At 61.3% G+C, this 21664-nt stretch carries 25 protein-coding genes and 1 pseudogene; 8 read left to right on the top strand and 18 right to left on the bottom strand.

Annotated elements, in window-relative coordinates; genetic code table 11:
• Positions 1-13: 13 nt before the first annotated feature.
• Genes KDB76_RS05135 through KDB76_RS05125 form a run of 3 tightly spaced genes read left to right on the top strand, consistent with a single transcriptional unit; the run spans position 14 to position 2562 of the window.
• Positions 14-1255, top strand: coding sequence for a D-amino acid dehydrogenase (locus tag KDB76_RS05135; protein WP_013971006.1), 1242 nt, complete (start codon positions 14-16; stop codon positions 1253-1255).
• Between the two features lie 27 nt (positions 1256-1282).
• A complete protein-coding gene (locus KDB76_RS05130; protein ID WP_013971005.1) occupies positions 1283-1633 on the top strand; it encodes a RidA family protein in 351 nt (116 codons plus the stop codon).
• A gap of 26 nt (positions 1634-1659) precedes the next feature.
• Positions 1660-2562: a transporter substrate-binding domain-containing protein gene (locus KDB76_RS05125; RefSeq protein WP_013971004.1), complete on the top strand. Its 903-nt coding sequence runs from the start codon at positions 1660-1662 to the stop codon at positions 2560-2562.
• A 121-nt stretch (positions 2563-2683) separates the two neighbouring features.
• Here the strand turns inward: KDB76_RS05125 and KDB76_RS05120 are convergent.
• From KDB76_RS05120 to KDB76_RS05095, 6 genes and pseudogenes are all read right to left on the bottom strand, one after another.
• A pseudogene (locus KDB76_RS05120) lies at positions 2684-2818 on the bottom strand (alanine racemase); the annotation flags it as partial.
• Positions 2819-3022: 204 nt separating this feature from the next.
• Complete coding sequence (locus KDB76_RS05115) at positions 3023-4450, bottom strand: amidase (RefSeq protein WP_013971003.1); 1428 nt, start codon at positions 4448-4450, stop codon at positions 3023-3025.
• A 4-nt stretch (positions 4451-4454) separates the two neighbouring features.
• Positions 4455-5138: an amino acid ABC transporter permease gene (locus KDB76_RS05110; RefSeq protein WP_013971002.1), complete on the bottom strand. Its 684-nt coding sequence runs from the start codon at positions 5136-5138 to the stop codon at positions 4455-4457.
• Complete coding sequence (locus tag KDB76_RS05105; protein WP_013971001.1) at positions 5135-5791, bottom strand: amino acid ABC transporter permease; 657 nt, start codon at positions 5789-5791, stop codon at positions 5135-5137. Before KDB76_RS05105 ends, KDB76_RS05110 begins: the two co-directional genes overlap by 4 nt.
• Positions 5791-6579 (bottom strand): amino acid ABC transporter ATP-binding protein, encoded by a 789-nt coding sequence (locus tag KDB76_RS05100; RefSeq protein WP_013971000.1) that lies wholly within the window; start codon positions 6577-6579, stop codon positions 5791-5793. The genes KDB76_RS05105 and KDB76_RS05100 overlap by 1 nt, the downstream gene beginning before the upstream one ends.
• 77 nt (positions 6580-6656) lie before the next feature.
• Positions 6657-7529 (bottom strand): ABC transporter substrate-binding protein, encoded by an 873-nt coding sequence (locus KDB76_RS05095; protein ID WP_024086300.1) that lies wholly within the window; start codon positions 7527-7529, stop codon positions 6657-6659.
• A gap of 99 nt (positions 7530-7628) precedes the next feature.
• On the opposite strand from KDB76_RS05095, the gene KDB76_RS05090 reads away from it, so the two are divergent.
• The 3 genes from KDB76_RS05090 to KDB76_RS05080 all read left to right on the top strand — a co-directional run bounded on the left by KDB76_RS05090 (position 7629) and on the right by KDB76_RS05080 (position 10344).
• Positions 7629-8738 carry a GlxA family transcriptional regulator gene (locus KDB76_RS05090; protein WP_044039531.1) on the top strand — a complete coding sequence of 370 codons (1110 nt, stop codon included), beginning with the start codon at positions 7629-7631 and terminating at the stop codon, positions 8736-8738.
• Positions 8739-8844: 106 nt separating this feature from the next.
• Positions 8845-9333 carry a GNAT family N-acetyltransferase gene (locus tag KDB76_RS05085; RefSeq protein WP_013970997.1) on the top strand — a complete coding sequence of 163 codons (489 nt, stop codon included), beginning with the start codon at positions 8845-8847 and terminating at the stop codon, positions 9331-9333.
• 123 nt (positions 9334-9456) lie between these two features.
• A complete protein-coding gene (locus tag KDB76_RS05080; RefSeq protein WP_013970996.1) occupies positions 9457-10344 on the top strand; it encodes a bestrophin family ion channel in 888 nt (295 codons plus the stop codon).
• Positions 10345-10474: 130 nt separating this feature from the next.
• Here the strand turns inward: KDB76_RS05080 and phnE are convergent, their stop codons facing one another.
• From phnE to KDB76_RS05060, 4 genes are read right to left on the bottom strand one after another with little or no spacing between them, the layout of a single operon-like run.
• Positions 10475-11242, bottom strand: a complete 768-nt coding sequence (gene phnE, locus KDB76_RS05075; RefSeq protein ID WP_013970995.1) for a phosphonate ABC transporter, permease protein PhnE — start codon at positions 11240-11242, stop codon at positions 10475-10477.
• Complete coding sequence (locus KDB76_RS05070; protein ID WP_013970994.1) at positions 11239-12066, bottom strand: ABC transporter permease; 828 nt, start codon at positions 12064-12066, stop codon at positions 11239-11241. The genes phnE and KDB76_RS05070 overlap by 4 nt, the downstream gene beginning before the upstream one ends.
• The gene (locus tag KDB76_RS05065) at positions 12060-12854 is read right to left on the bottom strand and encodes a phosphonate ABC transporter ATP-binding protein (RefSeq protein ID WP_013970993.1); all 795 of its coding nucleotides are present in this window, start codon (positions 12852-12854) and stop codon (positions 12060-12062) included. Before KDB76_RS05065 ends, KDB76_RS05070 begins: the two co-directional genes overlap by 7 nt.
• A gap of 20 nt (positions 12855-12874) precedes the next feature.
• Positions 12875-13729, bottom strand: a complete 855-nt coding sequence (locus tag KDB76_RS05060; RefSeq protein ID WP_013970992.1) for a putative selenate ABC transporter substrate-binding protein — start codon at positions 13727-13729, stop codon at positions 12875-12877.
• Between the two features lie 127 nt (positions 13730-13856).
• Between KDB76_RS05060 and selD the strand changes: the two genes are divergently transcribed.
• Positions 13857-14891 carry a selenide, water dikinase SelD gene (gene selD / locus KDB76_RS05055; RefSeq protein WP_023661249.1) on the top strand — a complete coding sequence of 345 codons (1035 nt, stop codon included), beginning with the start codon at positions 13857-13859 and terminating at the stop codon, positions 14889-14891.
• Positions 14891-16003, top strand: a complete 1113-nt coding sequence (gene mnmH, locus KDB76_RS05050; RefSeq protein WP_013970990.1) for a tRNA 2-selenouridine(34) synthase MnmH — start codon at positions 14891-14893, stop codon at positions 16001-16003. The genes selD and mnmH overlap by 1 nt, the downstream gene beginning before the upstream one ends.
• A gap of 73 nt (positions 16004-16076) precedes the next feature.
• On the opposite strand, the gene KDB76_RS05045 is transcribed toward mnmH, so the two are convergent.
• The 8 genes from KDB76_RS05045 to KDB76_RS05010 form a co-directional block, all read right to left on the bottom strand.
• Positions 16077-16250, bottom strand: coding sequence for a hypothetical protein (locus KDB76_RS05045; RefSeq protein WP_212632241.1), 174 nt, complete (start codon positions 16248-16250; stop codon positions 16077-16079).
• A gap of 80 nt (positions 16251-16330) precedes the next feature.
• Positions 16331-17086, bottom strand: coding sequence for an IS21-like element helper ATPase IstB (istB, locus tag KDB76_RS05040; RefSeq protein WP_038408850.1), 756 nt, complete (start codon positions 17084-17086; stop codon positions 16331-16333).
• Positions 17087-17103: 17 nt separating this feature from the next.
• Entirely contained in the window at positions 17104-18618 is a 1515-nt protein-coding gene (istA, locus tag KDB76_RS05035; protein ID WP_038408847.1) for an IS21 family transposase, read from the bottom strand.
• A gap of 140 nt (positions 18619-18758) precedes the next feature.
• A complete protein-coding gene (locus tag KDB76_RS05030; protein ID WP_249206225.1) occupies positions 18759-19511 on the bottom strand; it encodes an IS3 family transposase in 753 nt (250 codons plus the stop codon).
• A gap of 8 nt (positions 19512-19519) precedes the next feature.
• The gene (locus KDB76_RS05025; protein ID WP_024086157.1) at positions 19520-19828 is read right to left on the bottom strand and encodes a transposase; all 309 of its coding nucleotides are present in this window, start codon (positions 19826-19828) and stop codon (positions 19520-19522) included.
• 156 nt (positions 19829-19984) lie between these two features.
• A complete protein-coding gene (locus tag KDB76_RS05020) occupies positions 19985-20371 on the bottom strand; it encodes a lysozyme inhibitor LprI family protein (RefSeq protein ID WP_023661248.1) in 387 nt (128 codons plus the stop codon).
• An 18-nt stretch (positions 20372-20389) separates the two neighbouring features.
• Positions 20390-20929: a hypothetical protein gene (locus KDB76_RS05015; protein WP_039613833.1), complete on the bottom strand. Its 540-nt coding sequence runs from the start codon at positions 20927-20929 to the stop codon at positions 20390-20392.
• Between the two features lie 12 nt (positions 20930-20941).
• Positions 20942-21505, bottom strand: a complete 564-nt coding sequence (locus tag KDB76_RS05010) for a GNAT family N-acetyltransferase (protein WP_012270565.1) — start codon at positions 21503-21505, stop codon at positions 20942-20944.
• Positions 21506-21664: the final 159 nt, after the last annotated feature.

The following is a 21664-nucleotide window of genomic DNA, read 5'->3' as shown; positions in this document are numbered from 1 at the left end:
ACCAAGGACTGACATGGCTCAGCATGTATGCATCATCGGCGGTGGCGTCATTGGCCTGTCAACCGCTTACGCACTGGTACGCGACGGCTTTGACGTGACGCTGATCGAGGCTCGCGATTCGTTGGGCAGTGAAACCAGCTTCGCCAACGGCGGCCAGCTGTCCTATCGGTACGTGGCGCCCCTGGCCGACGCAGGTGTGCCATTGCAGGCCCTTGGCTGGATGCTGCGCGGTGAATCGCCGCTGCGATTGCGCCCGCGCTTCGATCGTGCCCAATGGCGCTGGATGGCAGCATTCCTTGGTGCTTGCCGCTCCTCGGTCAACCGCGCCAACGCAGGCCACCTGTTGCGCCTCGCGCTGTTGAGCCAATCGACCTTGCAAACCTGGCGAGAAGAGGATGGCCTGGACGGTTTCAACTGGCGGCGCAACGGCAAGCTGGTCACCTTCCGCCAGGCCAGCAGCTTCGAACATGCGCGCAAGAACCTTGCCGCGCCCCAGCAACAACAGGTGCTGTCGCACGCCGACTGCACCCGTCTGGACCCGGCACTGGCAGAGGCGCCCTTTGTCGGCGCCATCTATACCCCGGATGAAGAAGTCGGCGATTGCCACAGCTTTTGCCAGCAACTGGCGGCGCGCCTGCAGGCGTCGGGACGCTGCAAGTTCCGCCTGGGCCAGGCGGTGTCCGCAATTCGCCATGCGCATGGCGTGGTGAATGCGATTGAACTGGACGACGAAGTGCTGCCGGTGGAGCACCTGGTGGTTGCGGCCGGCCATCGCAGTGCGTTGCTGGCACTGCCGGGCATCGACCTGCCGCTGTATCCACTCAAGGGCTATAGCCTGACATTACCGATCGGCGCACAGCACAAGGCGCCGGACCTGAGCATCACCGACTACGATCGCAAGATCGTCTACGCCCGGATTGGCGAACAGCTGCGGGTGGCGGCGATGGTCGACATTGTCGGTTTCGATCCGTCGCTGGACCCCAAGCGCCTGGCCCTGCTAAAACGCCAGGCCCGTGAAACCTTCGCCAATGCTGGTGACTACGACTACGCCATCGAATGGGCCGGCATGCGGCCGGCGACCCCCAGCGGCGTACCGCTGCTGGGCGCAACGGCGTATAGCAATCTGTGGCTGAACCTCGGCCATGGTGCGCTGGGCTTCACCCTGGCCTGCGCCAGTGCACGATTGCTCAGTGAACTGATCGGCCAGCGCCGCCCCTCCATCGACCTGCAGGGTTTTACGCCCCGCGCAGCTTGAACGCTAACTCCTTAGAAGGACCACCCGATGACCATTAACCGTATCCAGCCCAATCCACGCTTGTCCGGCGCCGTGACCTTCGGCGACCTGGTGTTTCTCTCTGGCCAGGTGCCGGACGACGCCACCGATGCCGGCGGCCAGACTCGCCAAGTGCTGGAAAAGATCGACGCATTATTGGCCGAGGCGGGCAGCGACAAGGATCACTTGCTCAGCGCGACCATCTACCTGAAGGACATCGGTAAAGATTTCGCTGCGATGAATGAAGTGTGGTCCGCCTGGTTGTCGCCCGGCCAGGCACCAAGTCGCACCACCTTGCAGGCCGAACTGGCGCGTCCGCAGGTGTTGGTGGAAATAACCGTTATTGCAGCACGTCGCTAACCCCTCACCTACAACGGAGAATAACAATGCGAAAAATCACGTTGATCGGCTGCACCCTTGGCCTGTTGCTAGGCACCCAGGCCCATGCTGACGAAGCAGCGCTGGGGCCTACCCTGAGCAAGATTGCCAGAGCCAACAGCATTACCCTGGGCTATCGCGATGCTTCGGTGCCGTTCTCCTACGTGGGAGACCATTCGGGACAACCCATGGGCTACTCAGTAGACCTGGCGAAAAAGATCGTCGAGCGGGTACAGCAAAAGCTGGCATTGCCCCAGCTCAAGGTGAAGTACAACCTGGTGACATCGCAAACCCGCATTCCGCTGGTACAGAACGGTACCGTTGACCTGGAGTGCGGCTCGACCGGCGTCACCGCAGAGCGCCAGAAGCAGGTGGCGTTTTCCTACGGGTTCATCTATGTCAAAGGTCAATTACTGACAGCCAAAGACAGCGGAATCAAGAGTTTCACCGACCTGCGCGGCAAGAATGTGGTAACCACTGCAGGCACCACGAACGAACGCTATCTGAAAAGCTACAACGTCGATAACAAGATGGACATGTACGTGATCAGCGCCAAGGACCATGGTGAAGCTTTCCAGATGTTGCAGTCCGGCCGGGCGGCGGCGTTCTACATGGACGATGCGCTGCTCTACGGCGAACGCGCCAAGGCTCGCGATCCGCACAACTGGGTGGTGGTCGGGGAAGAGCAGTCGCGGGAAATCTACAGCTGCATGGTGCGCAAGGATGACCCGCAGTTCCTCGCGCTGGTGAACGCGTCGCTGGGCGAACTGTACAGCTCAGGGGAGATCAACGGGATCTACCAGCGCTGGTTCGAACAGCCGATTCCGCCTAAAGGCTTGAACCTGGAGTTCCCGATGACCAGCGAACTCAAGGCCATCTTTGCCAAGCCGGTGAGTGATCCGGTGCAGTAGCTTCTGCTCCCCGCTCATACCCATGAAGATTACGGGCCGGCAGGGACCTGCGAGCGCGGTACTGCCAAAAGTCGCTACTGCGTGAGCGTTACCACCACAGTAGCGACCACCCCCCCACTGGTTAGTCGGAAGCTTTATCCGTCACCAAGGTTTGAGGATTGCTACTCCCCCATACGGTAGTAGCAAGGTCCACCAGCAAAGTTCCGCTGAGTTCTTCAAGTTCACTCTGGGTAATTTCGCTGTCTCCTTGTTTACCGTTACGGCTCATGCCACCTGCGCTCAAGGCCAGGTGGACCTTCTCAGTCGCTGCCCATGTTTTTCTGCAATAGCGGCCATTTGTCGAGCATAATCGAGGCTACTGACCAGCTCCTCCATCTTGTACGGCAATGCCCCTTCCACCTCGGCCAGCTTGCAATGCTGCCAAGGTGATACTCAGGGATATGTCAAACCGTCACATGGATCACGCAACCGCTTTGTCTGCCAGCGCCCAGCCCTCAGGCCGTAGCGTGTGCCAGTCACTGACCTGTTGATAAGCATGGCCAATGCGCAGAATCAGCGGTTCGGCGAATGCCCGCCCCACAATCTGCATCGAGACCGGCATGCCTTTCTCATCGAACCCGATGGGCACCGCCACCGAACACAGGTTCAGCAAGTTGGCGAACCGTCCCAACAAGGCCAGCGGTGTGCCATATTCATCGACCTCATCCAGCGGCACACTGCCAATAGCGTTGGTCGGGAAAACGCAGGCGTCTATGTTGGTCATGGCCTCCTGCATGGCATGCCGAGCGGCACGGCGCTGATTATGCAACTGGATGTACGACGCTGCGTCGATGTCGCGACCACTGAGTATGCGACGTTGAACATGGGGATCGAAACGCAGATCGTCGCGCTCGAACAAGCTACCCAGGCTGGCATAACCTTCGGCGCTCATCAGTCCACCAGCGATGCGCATGCACTGTTCCAACGTGGTGGGTAGCGATTGCTCTATCAGTTGCACGCCCAACGCGGCCAGCTGCTCGAGCCCCAAATCGTAAGCCTTCAGCACCCCGGGCGCGACATGCGCTCGTTCGGCCTGTGGCAACACCCAGATGCGCAAACCGGCTACCGGCTTATTGAGACCGTTTGCGGCGCTGAATACAGGCGCCTGGGCCGAAACCGGATCCAGCGGGTCTGGCCCCAGCAATGCATCCAGCATCCACGCCGCATCCTCAACGGTATGAGTGATAGGCCCTACCGAATCCAGCGAAGGACACAGTTCGATCAAGCCATGGCGACTGATAAGCCCACGCGTGGTTTTCAGCCCGACCAGGCCGCACATGCCCGCCGGAATTCGTACCGAACCACCGGTATCGGTGCCCAACGCAGCGCTCGCCAATCCACTGGCCACGGCCACTGCCGAACCGCTGCTTGAGCCCCCCGGAGCGTGATGCACGTTACGGTCCCATGGGTTCCATGGCGTGCCCATCACCGCATTGGTGCCCCAGCCGCCGAAGGCGAATTCGACGGTATGGGTCTTGCCAAGAATTATTGCACCAGCACGTTCCAGGCGTTGCACTGCAGTGGCGGTCACCCTCGAAACACGCGGTTGCTGTGCCACTGACCCGCCCGTGATGGCCTGGCCATCGATCTCGAACAAGTCCTTGATAGCCAGAGGAATGCCATGCAGCGGTCCCAGGTGTATACCGGACGCACGCTGGCGATCAGCGGCGATGGCTGCGCTCAAAGCGCGCGAGGGATAGGTCTCGACATAGGCATTGAGCTGCTCGTCAAAGTGCTCGATGCGCGCCAGTTGCGCACGAACCAGCGCTTCGCTAGTCAGCGATCCCGCCTGCAGTGCCTGCTGCAACTGGGCAATGCTGTGGGAAGTAACTCGATCCATGATGCTCATATGTTCAACCTCGCACGGTTTTGCGCCCGCGTGAAAAGTGCTTTTCAAGCACGCGCGACAGCATTGAAAGAGGGAAGGCGATAACAAAATAGAAGAGTCCTACCAGCAGGAAGACATGCATTGGCAGGAAGGTTTCCGAAGCGATGGCCCGCGCCGCCAGCATCAACTCATCGGTGGCGATCAGAGCGCACAATGAGCTGTCCTTGAGGATTGACACGTAGGCGTTAAGCAGTGGTGGCAGTATGACGCGAATCACTTGCGGCAGGATGACGGTAGTAAACGCTCTGAGCGGCGTCAGTCCGATGGCGATAGCGGCTTCGCGCTGGCCGCGATGCAGCGAATCCAGGCCGCCACGAAGGATTTCCGCAACGTAAGCGGCACCCTGCAACCCCAGACCGATGGCCCCGGCCCAGTAGCCGGACAACGTCAACCCCAGGCTGGGCAATGCGAAATACAGGGCCAGCAGCAACGCCAGAAGAGGCACAGCGCGCATGCTCTGAATAAAGAACGCTGCCAGCCGTTTCAGGATGACACTCGGACTTCTCATCGCCCAGACCAACAACGCCCCCAGCACGACTGCCAGGGCGAACCCCACCAGGGACAATTCGGCAGTGATCCGTGCCCCGAGCAACAGGCGAGCACTCCAGTCGCTCCAGTACTCTGGGTACTGTTGGAAAAAGCTGATCATCGCGCGCTCCCAAAATGACGTTCGAGGCGAATGAATCCCACACCGATCGGTAGAATCATCGCGGCGTAGATGCACATCACAGCCAAATAGATCAGTGAAGTCTGGAAGGTGGATGTCACCAGATTGCGCGCAAGGAACATGATTTCCGGCACGGCGATGGCCGAGGCGATGGACGTGTCCTTGATCAATTGCGTGACGTAGTTGGCGAACGCTGGCAACGTCACGCGCAGGGCCTGGGGCAAGAGAATGCAGCGCAAAATCTGCATCCGGCTCAGCCCCACAGCCAACCCGGCTTCATGCTGACCGACATGCAGCGACTGCAAGCCGCTACGGAAAATATCGGCCAACACCGCGCTGCCCACCAGACTCAATCCAACGATGGCGGCCAGCCACGCGGGCAAGTTGATGCCAAGGTAGGAGAGACCGAAATAGATCAGGAACAAATGAGCCAGCGCAGGAACATTGCGCATCCACTCAATGAAACAGCCGATCACCCCATGCAACACCCGTGATCGACTGAACGTCAGCAACACCGCCAGCACTACCCCTCCGACACTCGCCAGCAGCAAGGTACATAGCGCGATTTCCAGGGCGGTGAGCGCGCCTTTGAACAACAGAGGCAGTAGCCCGACAAAGACCTCGAAGTTCGCCATCAAGCGCCCTCCATGGCCATGCGCCCAAGAAAACTGCGGGTGCGCTCATGGCTTGGGTTGTCGATTACATGCGCCGAAGGCCCTTGCTCGATTATGTGTCCGCCATCCATGAAGATCACCCGATCCGCCACATCCCGAGCGAAGCGCACTTCATGGGTCACCATGATCATGGTGCGGCCCTCTTGCGCCAGCTCACGAATCACGGCCAGTACTTCCCCCACCAGTTCGGGGTCCAGTGCCGAGGTCGGCTCGTCGAACAGGATGACCTTCGGTTGTTGGGCCAACGCGCGGGCGATAGCGACTCGCTGTTGTTGTCCACCGGACAACTGCTCGGGGTAGACCTCGGCTTTATGCCGCAGATGGACTTTTTCCAGCATGGCATCGGCCAGCTCATAGGCCAGCTTTCGCGGCATACCCTGTGCCTTGATCGGCCCCAGCGCAACGTTGTCGCGTACGCTCAAATGTGGCCAGAGGTAAAAGAGCTGGAACACCATCGCGATCTCGCGACGCTGCGGAGCCATTTCCCGATCACTCATCAGACGTGTGCGTTTACCGTCCTTGACCTGGCCGATCAACTCATCCCCCAGCCAGATATCACCTCGAGTGGGTTTTTCCAGGTAATTGATGCAACGCAGGCACGTGGACTTTCCCGACCCGCTGGGGCCGATCAACGACAGGGTTTCACCGGCTTTCAACTCCAGGTTGATCCCTTTGAGTACTTCCAGATCACCATAACTTTTGTGCAGGTCATGCACTCGCAGCAACGCAGGTTCGGACGGGGTCGACATCTTGGTTAACCTCTTTTTTTTATAGACATGGCGATGAACCGGCACCGGGTACCGGGCCGATTCATCCGCTCAAGCGCTTACTTGCAGCCGGGCAGTTTCCAGTCCGCCGGACGGTCGACCCCCTGCCTCAGGTCCTTGCCTTCCGGCACATACCAGACATCCTGAGTCAGGCCGTAGCGGGCACCGATCGTGCGCATTTCACAGCTTTTCCAGAGGGTCTGGATCTGTTCGTTCACGGCAGCCACCAGCTGCGGGCTGGCCTCTTTGTTGAAGCCGTAAACCACCTGACCTAGCCCCGTAAGCAGTGGGAAATTCGGATCGTTGTCGGTGAAGGCGTTGAAACGCAGGTGCCACTGCTCGTTGCGAAAAATGGCGTATTGCATGACTGGAGGATCACCGATCACTGCATCGATGCGTCCGGCGAGAAGATCGCGCACCGCAGCATCGGAGGTGTCGTACAACGCAACTTGCAACCCTTCGATCTTGCGCATCTCTGGGATGAACGAGAAACCGGTGATGGTGCCGACCTTCTTGCCCTGCAAATCTTTGAGGCTGCTCCAGTTGGTCTTGTCGGTCTGGGTGATGCCGTTCTTGAAATAGTGAATCGGGTCACTCACGGTCATGATCTTCGCGCGCTGCTCGGTCCAGCCCATGGTGCCGGCCATGACATCCACGCGGTTAGCTTGTACCGAAGCGATGGTGCTGGCCCAGTCCATCAAGGCAGGCTTGACCTTCAAGCCCAGCTTCTCAGATATTTGTTGAAGGATTTCACCGTCATAGCCGACCATCCGGCTGTCTTGATAACCGGTCCCCGGCATATCGCCAGTGAACGCGATAGTAAGGCTTCCAGGCTCTACCGTTTCCAGTGCGAATGCCGGCACCGAGGCCAGCATGGATACCAGCAAACCCGCGTAGATACCGGCAAAACGTCGAACGTTGGGCTTCTTCATCACGTGCTCCCAGATTGCTTTTTTTATGAACAGCATGGTGTTAGGCAGAAGCTCATCGTATGGTGATGATCGGGATAACTGGTTGGATGCTTTGCAGGAATGATTGAACATTTGCGACATTTCGGAGATGCACTGCCCAACGCCTCCAGCGCAAGCCTCGTGGAAGCGCTTGACAAGGGTCAGGCACGACATCCGCCAAGCCGACGCGGCGCCACCGAGTTGTCTATAGGTATCGTGCTATGGCCGCGCTTCCCCTTGCTGTCACTCTCGGGGCTGACCGATGCGTTGCGACATGCTGCCGATACCGGCGATCAGAGCCGCCCGATACGATGCCAATGGAAAGTCCTCGGTACCCCTGGGCAAAGAGTCATTTCCAGTTGCGGGCTGGATGTACCCATCGACAGTGAACTCACCGACCCTCATCAATTCGATTACATCGTGGTGATTGGTGGGCTACTGGACTACCTGGAGGCAGCGCCGAAGACTTATCCGGCATTCCTGCATCAGGCAGCCGCCGCTGACGTGCCTTTGATCGGCCTATGCACAGGCAGCTTCGTGCTCGCGCGACATAGCCTGATGGAGGGACGTACTGCCTGTGTGCATGCCTACCATTGCGATGACTGGAAACGTCTGTTCCCACGATTGCGCTTTGTCAGCAACAGTGACTTCCTCATCGACAAGGATCGGATCACCTGCGCAGGTGGTATCTCGGTGATCGAGTTGGCCATCCATCTTATCGGGATGCATTGCGGCCCGGATCGGGCCGGCAAGGTCGTTCACCAGATGACAGTTGCGAAAAGCAGTTCTGGCAGTTTCGTCGATCGGCGCAAGGCACTCGGCTACGCCAGCTCTTCGAACAGGCGCCTGCACGAAGCCGTGATGCTGATGGAAAAGCACATGACCGAGCCTTTGGATATCGACGCGATCGCGAACCTTGTCGGTACCAGTAAACGGCAACTGGAGCGTCTGTTTGTCGCCGAAACCAGTAGTACTCCGGCCCAGTTCTATCGCCAGGTTCGACTCAGGTTTGGCCGCTGGCTGCTCATCAGCTCGGATCGACATATCGGAGAAATCGCTTTCGAATGCGGTTTTGCCGATGCTCCCCATTTCATTCGGCATTTCCAGAACCTGTTCGGCATGTCCCCCGGCAAATTGCGCAAAGAGCTGATGCGAAACGCGACCCCGACCAAGGGGGAAACAGTTTCATGAATAGTGAACATTGACCCGTCGCGGGGCAGAATATGACTTCCCCGCCCCTTGTGGGAGCGGGCTTGCCCGCGAAGTGGCCCGACCAGCCAGCACACAAGGACTTGCCATGCACCTGACCCACCGCCCCGTACGGCCCGACGATATCCCTGGAATCTGCAGCTTCCCGCAAAGCCCGGCCGAACTGTTCTACATGTTCCCCAAAGCCAAGTACCCTCTCTCCCCCGCCCAACTGAACGATGCCATCGCCCAGCGCAGCGGCTCCACGGTGGTGGAGGGCAACGGCACGGTGCTGGCATTCGCCAACTTCTACAAGGCCGAACACGGCGGCGTGTGCGCCCTGGGCAACGTGGTCGTGGCCCACGCCGCACGCGGCCACGGCGTAGCGCGCTACCTGGTAACTACCATGATCGAACTGGCCCGCCAACAGTTCGCAGCCCGGGAGGTCTGGGTGTCGTGCTTCAACCACAACACAGCGGGCCTGCTGCTTTATCCACAGCTGGGCTTCGTGCCGTTCGGCATCGATGAACGGCAGGCGTGGGATGGCTCGCGGGTGGCGTTAGTGCAGATGAAACAGGTGTTTATCCAACCCGGCTGAGCCAGCGAGGCACTGCATGGGGCTGGACGAGAAGATCCAAAATCCCTTGCAACAATCACACACAGAACCTTCGCCCTACCTCGACGTCGGATCCTGCATCTGCCAATTTTCGAGGTAGCCCGCGTGAAAGACATCATTGTCCGCAAGTACCGCCTGGCGGTGAAGACCATCGGCTATATCGGCTGGTCGCTGTTCTGGCTGCTGATCTGGGATGTGCTGGTCACCATCGATTTCATGCTGTTCTTCAACAGCAAGTTCACCCTGCCGTTGATCCCGCTGACCTTGCTTGGCTCGGCGCTGGTGGTGCTGGTGAGCTTTCGCAACAGCAGCGCCTACAACCGCTGGTGGGAAGCTCGCACATTGTGGGGGGCGTTGGTGAACAGTTCACGCAGTTTCGCGCGGCAGGCGCTGACGCTGATCGATGACCCGGATGATGGCCTGAACCCGGTCAAGGCTACCCTGCTGCGTCGGCATATCGCCTATGTAAACTGCCTGGCGGCGCACCTGAAGGGCGAGCGCTGCCCGGATGAACTGATGGCGTTCATTCCGCCAGCGGAATTCGAGCGGCGCAACCGCTCGAACAATTTCGCCAACGACATTCTGAGTGGTTCGGCGGCGTTGCTGGCGCGGGAGTACCAGGCCGGGCGGCTGGACAGCATTCGCCTGGCAAGGCTGGAATCGACGCTGGTGGACCTGTCCAATGCCCAAGGTGGCATGGAACGGATCGCCAATACGCCACTGCCCTACCCTTACGTGTACTTTCCGCGGCTGTTCATCACCCTGTTCTGCCTGATCGTACCGGTGGGGCTGGTGGAGTCGCTGGGCTGGTTCACGCCGCTGGCATCGACGGTGGTGGGCTTCATGCTGCTGGCCATCGAGCGGATCGGGACGGATTTGCAGAGCCCGTTCAGGTTCAGTGAGCATCAGATCCAGATGGACAGCATTTGCGAGACGATCGAGCGGAATCTGGAGTCGATGCAGCGGGAGGCGCAGTGTGGGGAGTTGGCTTAGTGCCAGACCTCAACTGCCCTATCGGCGGCAAGCCATCTCCCACAGGGGCCGTGGAATCCTGTGACCTTGCACCGTATCTGTGGGAGCTGGCTTGCCGGCGATAGGGCCGCAACGCGGCCCCGGCTATCTGTCAGGCCCGCACATAGCGCTGGCGCAACACATCACTCAACGCATCCACCAGTAACACCAGCACCAGCATCCCCATGATCACCGTGCTGGCCTGGGCCTCCTGGAACAAACTCAAGGTTGTGTACAGCATCTGCCCCAACCCGCCAGCCCCGACAAATCCCAGCACGCTCGCCATGCGGATGTTGTTTTCCCACCGATACAAGCTATAAGCCAGCAACTGCGGCCACAGATTGGGCAAGGTGCCAAAGCAGAATGCCGCCACCTGGCTACCGCCCTGCAAGCGGATGGCAGCTGCGGGCTCCGGCGGTGCGTTCTCCAGCGCCTCGGCAAACAGCCGCCCCAGCACGCCAGCGGTATGCAGCGCCAAGGCCAGGGTGCCAGCATTCGGCCCAAGCCCGGCCGCCAGTACCGTCAGCGCGGCCCACACCAGTTCCGGGATGGCCCGCAGGGCATTCAGCAACAACCGCGCACAGGCCTGCAGCGGCCAACCGAACCGGCCAGCGGCCGGCAGCGCCAACAGCATGCCCAGCAGCATGGCCAACAAGGTGCCCAGGCCGGACATGGCCAAGGTTTCCAGCGCCCCATGCGCTACCGCGCGCAGATGCCCGGCAGACAGGTCAGGGTGCAGGAAACGCCCGGCATATTCGCCCATCTGCCCCAGCCCGCCGTTGCCGACCAGCGCCTGCAAGTCCAGCTTCAGGTAGGCGAACGAGGCCATCACTGCAGCCACGATGGCGCCGAGCACCAGCCAGTTGATGACCCGGTTCATGCAAGCCTCCAGCGCAGGAAGCGGCTGAGCAGGTCGGCCAGCATCACCAGGACCAGGAACGTCAGCAGCATGCTTGCCACTTCCGCTCCCGCGAACATGCGCATCGACAGGTCGATCTGCTGCCCCAGCCCGCCAGCACCGACAAAGCCCATCACCACTGAGGCGCGTACCGCGCACTCCCAGCGGTACACGGTGTAGGACACCACTTCGGACACCGCACTGGGCAGGATGCCGTAGAAAAACGCAGCCAGGCGGCCACTACCCGCCTGCAGCAAGGCATGCGCCGGGCGCTGGTCGACCGATTCGAAGATCTCGGCATACACCTTGCCAAGCATACCGCTGTAGGTAATGGCGATAGCCAGCACGCCCGCCGTCGGCCCCAGCCCGACGGCGCGCACGAACAGCAACGCCCAGACGATTTCCGGCACACTGCGCAAGAAAATCAGCAACCAGCGTACCGGCAGGCGTAGCAGACGCGACCACAACCCGGCGCGACCGCCATGTGAGGCGGCATGCAGCGACAAGGCTCGGCTGGCCAGCAACCCGGCAGGGACCGCCAGCAGCAACGCCAACGCCATGCCGGCCGTGGCCACGGCCAGGGTCTGCAAGGTGGCCTCATAAAGCAGGGAAAGGAAGTCGGCATCGTGTGCTGGTGGCCAGAAGGCACTGGTGAAACTGGCGATCTGCTGGCGATTCTCCGCTTGAAGCAGGACCGCCGGGTTCAATTCGCTCAGCTGCACGCCAGGCCACAGCACCGCCACAGCCAGCAGGGTCAGCAGCAACCGATGCAACAGCGCCGGGTCGCGGGCATCAAGTTTCAACATCGCGGTATCTGCACGGTCAGGGTCGGCCCCTGGCTCGGTGGTGAGGCCAGTTGTTCATTCGCATACAACGCATCCAGCAACTGCTCGGTCACCGCTTGCGCCGGGCAGTCGAACACCACCTGCCCTTCGCGGATACCAATCACCCGCGGAAAGTGCGCCAGCGCCAGGTCCACGGCATGCAGGCTCGCCACCAGAGTGACGCCATTGGCCTGTGCGTGGCGGTTGAGCAAGGCCAGACTGTGGTCAGCCAGCACCGGGTCCATGGCCGACACCGGCTCGTCGGTCAACAAGACCTGCGGCCGCTGGTACAGCGCCCGGGCAATGCCCACACGCTGCAACTGGCCACCGGACAATTGCCCGCACTGTACGAAGAGTTTGTCGGCCAACCCCAGCTCGGCCAGTACCTGGCGCGCCCCCGGCACATCGCAGGGGTACAGCAGGTTGAACAGGCCACGCAGCATGCCCCACTGCCCCAGGCGGCCGGCCAGCACTGCCGTCACCACCCGCTGGCGCGGCGGCAAGGGCGGTGCCTGATGCACCAGGCCTACCCGCGCACGCAGGCGCTGGCGGGCTCTGGAGGACAACGCCCATGGCTGCTCGCCGAGCAGTTCCAGGCGCCCGCTGCTGGGCTGGACGGCGGTCGCCATCAGGTGCAACAAGCTGGACTTGCCCGCCCCCGACGGGCCTATGATGGCGACGCGCTCGCCCTGGCCGATGCTCAGGCTCACGGCATCAAGCGCACGCACCTGGCCATGGCGCAGCCCGGCCTCGTGCAGATGGATCGCCACATTGGAAGCCACTGTCGATATCACTTGAGCAGGCCGGCCTCGCGCGCAGCCTGCTCGGTGCCCACGTAGTTCTCAGGTTTGGTCTCGATGAAGCGGCTGGCCGCCTGCAGGTCGAGGATCGCCTTGTGCTCCGGGTTGGCCGGGTCGAGGTCGAGGAAGGCTTTCTTGATCTTCTCTTTCAGCGCCGGGTCCATGTTGCCGCGCACGGTCCAGTTGTAGTCGAAGTAGGTCGGGGTGGTGGCGAAAACCTTCACCTTGGCGGTATCGACCTTGCCGGCATCCACCAGCTTCTGCCAAACGCTGGCATTGAGCACGCCGCCATCGACCTTGCCGGCCTGCACCCAGGCCACAGTGGCATCGTGGGCGCCGGAGTAGGCAACGCGACCGAAGTAGTCTTCAGGCTTGATATTGTCCTGCTTGAGCATGAAGTAACGCGGCATCAGGCTGCCCGAGGTGGATGAGATGGAACCGAAGGCAAACGACTTGCCCTTGAGGTCGGCCAGGCTCTTCACATCAGGGTTGGCGGTGATGAATTTGGAAGTGAACTGCGCATCCTGTTCACGCTGCACCAGCGGCGTGGCGGCAGGGTCCTTCAAGTGCACCTGAACGAAGGTGAAGCCCCCCAGCCAGGCCAGGTCCAGGCGGTTGGAAGCCAGCGATTCGACTACCGCCGGGTAATCGGCCACCGGCACGAACTTCACCTCCATGCCCAACTGCTTGGCCAGGTACTCGCCCAACGGTTTGAACTTGCGCTGCAGTTCGGTCGGTGCTTCGTCAGGGATGGCGCTGACCCGCAGAGTGTCGGCGGCCTGGGCGACAACGGCGCAGCAAGACAGCACGAGGCCGGCGGCGAGCGCCAGAGGGCGTTTGAGCATGGGGTGTTCTCCGGTTCAATAGCGGGGAAATGTCGGCCTATACGCCGACGACGGGAATTATAAGAGGCGCAGGCGCAAAGGCCAGCTTTGCTACAATCGCGCATCAAATTGACCTCCTGAGGTGCACATGAGCGAGCCGATTCGCCTGACCCAGTACAGCCATGGTGCCGGCTGTGGCTGCAAGATATCCCCCAAGGTGCTGGATGTGATCCTCGCAGAAAGCGGCGCCCAGGCCCTGGACCCGAAACTGTGGGTGGGCAACGCCTCGCGCGACGACGCTGCCGTGTACGCGCTGGATGACGAGCGCGGCGTGGTTTCGACCACCGACTTCTTCATGCCGATCGTCGATGACCCGTACGACTTCGGCCGTATCGCCGCCACCAACGCCATCAGCGACATCTACGCCATGGGCGGCGACCCGCTGATGGCCATTGCCATTCTCGGCTGGCCGGTCAACGTGCTGCCACCAGAAGTGGCCCGCGAAGTGATCCGCGGCGGCCGTGCGGTATGCGCCGAAGCCGGTATCCCGCTGGCCGGCGGCCACTCCATCGACGCCCCCGAGCCGATCTTCGGCCTGGCCGTCACCGGCGTGGTCAGCAAGCGTCACCTCAAGCGCAACGACACCGCCAGCGCAGGCTGCCGCCTGTATCTGACCAAGCCACTGGGTATCGGCATCCTCACCACCGCCGAGAAAAAGGCCAAGCTGCGCACCCAGGACCAGGGCCTTGCCCGCGACTGGATGTGCACCCTCAACACGCCCGGCAGCCGCTTCGGCAAGCTTGACGGGGTCAGGGCCATGACCGACGTCACCGGTTTCGGCCTGCTCGGCCACCTGGTGGAACTGGCCGAGGGCAGTGGCCTTACCGCTCATTTGGACTATGCCGCCGTCCCGCGCCTGCCCAGCGTCGACCACTACCTGGCCGAGGGCTGCATCCCCGGCGGCACTCTGCGCAACTTCGACAGCTATGGCCACAAGATCGGCACCCTGAGCGACGACCAGAAGCATCTGCTATGCGACCCGCAGACCAGCGGTGGCCTGCTGGTGGCGGTTACCCCGGAGGGTGAAGCCGAGTTCCTCGCGGTGGCCGCCGAACTGGGCCTGCAACTGGCGCCGATCGGCAAGCTGGTCGAGCGACAGAGCCACGCGGTCGAGGTGATCTGATGCGCCCCGACTGCACCGACTTCCGCCAGTTGTTCCTCGACGACGTGCCGATGATGGACATGCGTGCACCTGTCGAATTTGCCAAGGGCGCCTTCCCGGGTGCCGTCAACCTGCCACTGATGAATGACCAGGAGCGGCAAAAGGTCGGCACCTGCTACAAGCAGAAGGGCCAGGCTGAAGCCATCGTTCTGGGCCACAAGCTAGTCAGCGGTGAGATCAAGCAGGCACGTCTGGAGGCCTGGGCAAAGTTCGCCGAGGATCACCCGGAAGGCTACCTGTACTGCTTCCGTGGCGGCCTGCGCTCGCATCTTGTCCAGAAAGTGCTGCGCGATGAGAAGGGCATCCACTACCCCCTCGTCGAGGGCGGCTACAAGGCCATGCGCCACTTCCTGCTGGAGACTACCCAACAGGCGGTCGCGCAATGTGATTTCGTGCTAGTGGGCGGCCTGACCGGCACCGGCAAGACCGAAGTGCTGCACCTACTGGACAACGAGCTGGACCTGGAGGGCTACGCCAACCATCGCGGTTCCAGCTTTGGCAAGCGCGCCACTGCACAGCCAGCGCAGATCGACTTCGAGAACAGGCTGGCCATAGACGTGTTGAAAAAACGCGCCCGGGGTATCGAGCAGTTCGTGCTGGAAGACGAAGGCCGAATCGTGGGCAGCTGCACCGTACCGCTGGAGTTGTACCAGGGCATGCAGCAATACCCGCTGGTGTGGCTGGAAGACAGTTTGGCCAACCGCGTGGAGCGTATCCTGCGCGACTACGTGATCGACCTGAGCGCCGAGTTCGTCAGCCTGCATGGTGAAGAAGATGGCCGGCGGCTATTTGCCGAGACACTTCTGCAGAGCATGGGCAGGATTCAAAAGCGCCTCGGCGGCGAGCGCCATCAGCGGCTGTCGGAAATCCTGCGCCAGGCGCTGGACGAGCAGCAGCGCAGTGGTTCGGTAGAGTTGCACCGGGTCTTCATCGAAAGCTTGCTGAGCGAGTATTACGACCCGATGTATGCCTACCAGCGTGCAGCGAAAGCAGAGCGTATCGAGTTTGCCGGGGATGCGGTGGAAGTGCGCGAGTATCTCAAGGCCCGGGCGCTGCGCGAACCACGCAAGTAAAAACGGGGCCGCTTCGCGCCCCATCGCCGGCAAGCTGTTCTGGTCAAGTATTTCCGGACACCGGTTACGGTGATCAAGCCGCCTGCTGCTCCATAGCTATTGGTGACAGGTAGTCGTTGTAGCTGTGGAGCCTGATTCGGTTGTATCGCATGAAGAAGCTGGTCATGTCCTGCTTGGCTTCTTCAATTTCCTTGTAGCCCTTGGGCGGCACCCATTCTGACTTGCGGATTCCACGCCATTCGGACACTCAGCCCACGCTGATCCGGACACCTGTTCCACGATCATTCGGACAGGCAGTCGGAGCGCAGCGACGCAGGGGTTGCATTGTTAGTCTGAGGCGCCCGGCGCCGTCAATTTCTTCACCCGCTTTCTCATCGACTCGCCCTTGAGGTTGATCCGGTAGGCGTTGTGCACCAGGCGGTCGAGGATGGCATCGGCCAGGGTTGGATCGCCGATCAGTTCGTGCCAGTTGTCCACGGGCATTTGGCTGGTCACGAGGGTCGAGCGCTGGCCGTAGCGGTCGTCCAGTAGCTCCAGCATGTCGCGGCGCTGTTCGGCGGTGAACGGGGCCAGGCCCCAGTCATCAAGGATCAGCAGGTCGGTCTTGGCATAGCCGCTCATCAGCTTGGCGAAGCGCCCGTCGCCATGGGCTAGGCCCAACTCTTCCAACAGGCGCGGCAAGCGCAGGTAACGCACGCTGTAACCCTCTCGGCAGGCCTGGTGTGCCAGGGCGCAGGCCAGCCAGGTTTTACCCACGCCGGTGGGCCCGTTGATGATCAGGTTGAGTCCGTCGCGTAACCACTGACCGCTGCTCAGCTGGAGGATCAGCGCCTTGTCGAGTCCGCGCGGGCTGCGGTAGTCGATGTCTTCGAGGCAGGCGTTGTGCTTGAGCCGGGCCTGACGCAGGCGGCTGCTGAGGCGCTTGTCGTCGCGTTCGGTCAGTTCGCGGTCGACCAGCAGGCCGAGGCGTTCCACGAAGCTCAGGCTGTCGATGTCGGGGGTTTTCAGTTGCTCGGCGAGTGCCTTGAGCATGCCGGTCAGGCGCAGGGTCTGGAGCTTGTCCAGGGTCGGATGGGGCAGCATGGTGGGATTCCTTGTGTTCAGTGGTAGTAGCCGGGGCCGCGCAGATTGGCGTGGTCGTCCGGCAGCAGGGGCAGGTTGGCTTGAGCCAACGGCAGGCTTTCCAAACCCTGGCGCAGGATCGATTCGAGGCTCTTGTAGCTGCACGCACCGAGGCTGAGGGCGCGACGGCAGGCCAACTCCAAGCGCACTTCGCCATGGGTCTTGCCCAGGCGCAGGATGCCCAGGCAGGCCCGGTAGCCTTGGGTTGGGTGGATGCGCCGTTCGAGGATGTGGCTGATCACGCCGGCCGTGTTCGGCCCGGTCTGCTCAGCCCAGCGGATCAGCCGTTGTGGCGTCCACTCGGCGTGCTCGCGATGGCTCTTGGGCATGTGCTCGGCCTGTGTGCTGTGCCGGCCCTTGTGCGGTGAGCGAAGATGGCTGGCCACCCGCTGATTGGCGTGGAAGCACTCCACCGTGCGCGCTGTCAGGCGTACTTCCAGTTGTTTCTTCACCAGTTGGTACGGCACCGAGTAGTAGTGCCCATCAACCTCGACGTGGTAGTCGATGTGCACACGCGCCTTCTTCCACTCGGCATACACGTAGGGTTGCTCCGGCAGCGGCCGCAGCACCGGACGATCCAGGGCTTCGAAGGCCGAGTGCCGGGAGCCCGGCAGCTTGCGAAACGGTCGTCGGTTGAGGCGCTCCAGCAATAAGGCGATGGCGCTGTTGAGTTCGTTCAAGGAGAAGAACTGGCGGTTCCTCAGCGCGGCGAGGATCCAGCGCTCGACCACCTGCACGCCGACCTCGGCCTTAGCCTTGTCGCGCGGCTTACGCGCCCGCGCCGGCACCACCGCCACGCCATAGTGCTCGGCCAGATCGCGGTAGCTCGGGTTGATGTCCGGCTCGTAGCGATGGCTCTTACTCACCGCGCTGCGCAGGTTGTCCGGCACCACGATCTCCGGCACGCCCCCGAGGAAGGCGAAGCAGCGGGTATGCGAGCCCAGCCAGTCCGGCAGCTGCTGCGACCAGGTGGCTTCGGCGAAGGTGTAGCTGGAGGCGCCGAGCACCGCGACGAACACCTGCGCCTGGCGGATCTCGCCGCTGTGCCGGTCGATCACCGGCACCGTCTGCCCGGCGTAGTCGACGAACAACTTCTCGCCGACGCGATGTTCCTGGCGCATCACCACGTCCAGCTTGCCCTGCCAGGCCCGGTAGTGCTCGCAGAACCAGCTGTACTGAAAACCCTGCGGCTGGCTCAGGCGATACTCCTGCCAGAGCAGCGCCAGGGTCACGCCGGGGCGACGCAGCTCGGCGTGCACCCAAGACCAATCAGGCAGTGGCCGCTGCTCACTGGGCACCGCAGGGGCCAGTGGGAACAGTTGCTGTTCCAGTTCGGAATCGGACAACGAGCAGGGCCAGGCTAGACCGCTGGCGGCAAAGCGACAGAGGTAATCACCGGCACTGCTGTGGCCTATGCCCAGACTGCGGGAGATCTTACGGACAGACAGCCCGCAATCGAACTTGAGGCGCAACACCTCACGGATTTTACGCATGGACAAACGCTCCACGACGACCTCTCTGCTTCGAAAAAGAGGTCGATGGTAGTGAATAAATCCTGCGTAGCTGCCTGCCTGGAAAGTGTCCGGATGGCCGTGGAATCGGTGTCCGGATGCTCGTGGAATGAGTGTCCGGATCAGCGTGGAATCACTGTCCGGATGTGCGTGGAATGGGTGTCCGAGTCAGCGTGGAATCCGCATTCTGACTTGAGCGTTCCAAAGAAACGCTCTGTTGGTGCGTTGTCCCAGCATTGTCCCCTGCGACTCATGCTCTGCGTTATGCCATGCTCAAGCAGCTCGGACTGGAAGCGCTGGCTGGTGTATTGGCAGCCTTGATCCGAGTGAAACATCAAGCCTGTATGCTTGCCCCTAACCCCTACTGCCATCCTCAGTGCCTTGCTAACCAAGTTGGCGTCGTTGATCAGGGAAAACGCCCAGCCAACGATCCGACGCGCAAACAAGTCAATCACTACTGCCAGGTGATACCAGCGCTTCCCGACCATCAAACTGGTCACGTCACCGCACCAGACCTGGTTAATTGCTGTTGGCTCAAAGTTGCGTTCGAGCAGGTTCTTGGCCACAAACGCTTCAACACCTTTGGAGCGATTCCGATGAGGACGACGCTGCTTGCTTTCCAGATTTGCCTCCTCCATGAGTTTTCCGGCCAGATACCGTCCCACCTTGAGCTGCTGGGCCTTCAGGTACTCAGAGATCATTCTCGCGCCCGCGCTTCCCCTGCTTTCGACGTGCAGCTGAACTACTTTCTCTCTGAGTTCGTCACGCTTGGTATTCGGTGTTGAACGACGGCGAAGCCAGTCATAAAACGCGCTACGGGATACGCTCAGCGCACTGCAAAGAAGGCTGGTCGGATACGAGCCTGACTCTCTCAGTTCCTCAATCAGGAAAAACGATCGGGATCCGACATCAAGAGAGCCGTAGCCTTTTTTAAGATTTCAGCCTCGGTCTCCAGGCGCTTGATCTTGGCTCGCAGCTGCTGGAGCTCGCGCTGTTCGTCGCTGATCGCTTTGGTACCGGCTACTGGCTGGCCCTTGTGTCGCTCTTTACGCACCTGATCAACCCAGCGGCGCAGGGCTGTAGGGCCGACGTCCATTGAGGCGCAGACGTCCGGAATCGAGCAGTGGTCATCAAGGACCATGCTGGCAGCACGTTGCTTGAACTCGCGGGTGTAGGTCTTTCGTTCTTGCATGGAACCTCCTGATTGGGCGAATCATATCGCCCTTAAGAGGTGTCCGGGATCATTAGGCCAGTTCAAGCCAGCTCCCACAGGTATTGCACTGCCTGACAGGGTATGCGCTCCCTGTGGGAGCTGGCTTGCCGGCGATAGGGCCAGTACTGGCAGTACTCACTGCCCAGGGCTGAGCACGCGCTCCAGCTCCGCCGCCCGGTCGCGGGTCATGTCCATCACACAGGACCCACCTTCCAGCTGTGCCATGGTCCCGCCACTGGCCTGCACATGGAACCCGCAATTGCCATCGCGGTAGGCAAGCCACTTGCGCTGCACATCACGCAGGCTCTTCTGCTGCCCGGCATCCAGCTTGCCCATCAATTGCTTGTACACCCGGTTCAAACGCTGGTCCTGCAACTGCGTCTCGGCCCGAATGCACTCGCTCATGGCAACGGTACTGGACGCCTTGTCCATGCACTGCCCGTATCCCGGCGTGTAGTCATCCGCCTGGGCCAGCGGCAGCACACAGGCCAATGCCAGGCCCGTCAGGTAATGCTTGGTCATAAACTCTCCTTGTGGGCATCACAGCGTCTGCGGCTGTTCCGGTGGCATCAGCACCTTGCCCGGCTCGAAGCGCAGCGACGGCATCTGCGTTGCCGCATAAAACATCACGCCAAGCGCCGCGATCAACACCACATCCAGCCAGCTCCAGCCCGGCATGTCGTCGGCGCTGCGTGCCCTCCAGCAATGCCAGGCCTGGCCCATGCAAAACACCACCATTGCCGCCAGCCACAGGTAGAAACCGGCACCAAAACCGGTCAGGTCATGGAACTCATAGCTCTGATTGTCCGGCAGGCGGTCAATTCCAAAGCTGCTGGCCGCCAGATACACAGCCACCAGCCCGACCAGCAAGGCCAGACGACGAAAGCGCCGATGGGCAAGGATTGCCAGGGCCAGCAGCGGGTTGGCAAACCACTGGTACAACCCGAAGGGCATGCCCCAAGGCCCGTACAACAGCATCTGCAGGGCCGGCATGTGGCGGTCACCACTCATCAGCGCGCCGTCGAAGAACAATGCGAGCAGGTAAAGCAGCAGGCTGGCGCTCAGGTAGAAAACTGGCAAGAGATTTACTTCCTATGCAACCGGGGGCTCTAGCAGAAGGCCATAAATACCCGAATCGGACAACTCGCCGGCAACGCACCAACGCGCACGCAATGTGCCTTCCAGCACAAAGCCCTGGCGCTCCAGAGTGCGTGCCGAACCTTGGTTGCGCGGGTCGATCTCGCCTTCCAGGCGGCGCATGTGCAGGGTGTGGGCGAGGTAATCGATGAAGCAGGTCAGTGCTTCGTCCATGTAACCCCTGCCCTGCACCGCGCTGGCCAGGCAGTAGCCGATTTCACCACGGCGAGAGACATCGTCGATATTGAACAGCTGGACCATACCGATCAGTTCGCCGTTGTCACGGCGGTACATGCCAAGCTTGAGCTGGTCACCATTGGCATAGGCTTCGCGGTCGGCGGCCAGGGCGCTTTCGGCTTCGGCCAGGTCTTGCCAAGGTGCATGGTGCCAATAGCGCATGACCTCGGGGTCGGCCATGATCGCCAGCCATTGCGCGGCATCGGCATGGCGCATGGGGCGCAATTGCAGACGCGGGCTGTCGAGGCAGAGGTCACTGGGGAAACTGCGGGGTGGGGTCACGCCGGATCTCCTGTCCATTGCTGGGGAGATGACAGTTTAACGTCAAGCGATCGGTTCAAGCATCCCGGGGCTGCTGCGCAGCCCATCGCCGGCAAGCCAGGCTCCCACAGGTGCACCACAGGCCCGGAGCCTTGCACTATACCTGTGGGAGCCTGGCTT

This window comes from Pseudomonas sp. JS425, assembly GCF_018223845.1.
GTDB lineage: Bacteria > Pseudomonadota > Gammaproteobacteria > Pseudomonadales > Pseudomonadaceae > Aquipseudomonas > Aquipseudomonas asiatica.
This window is presented reverse-complemented; position numbering and strand designations above follow the sequence as displayed.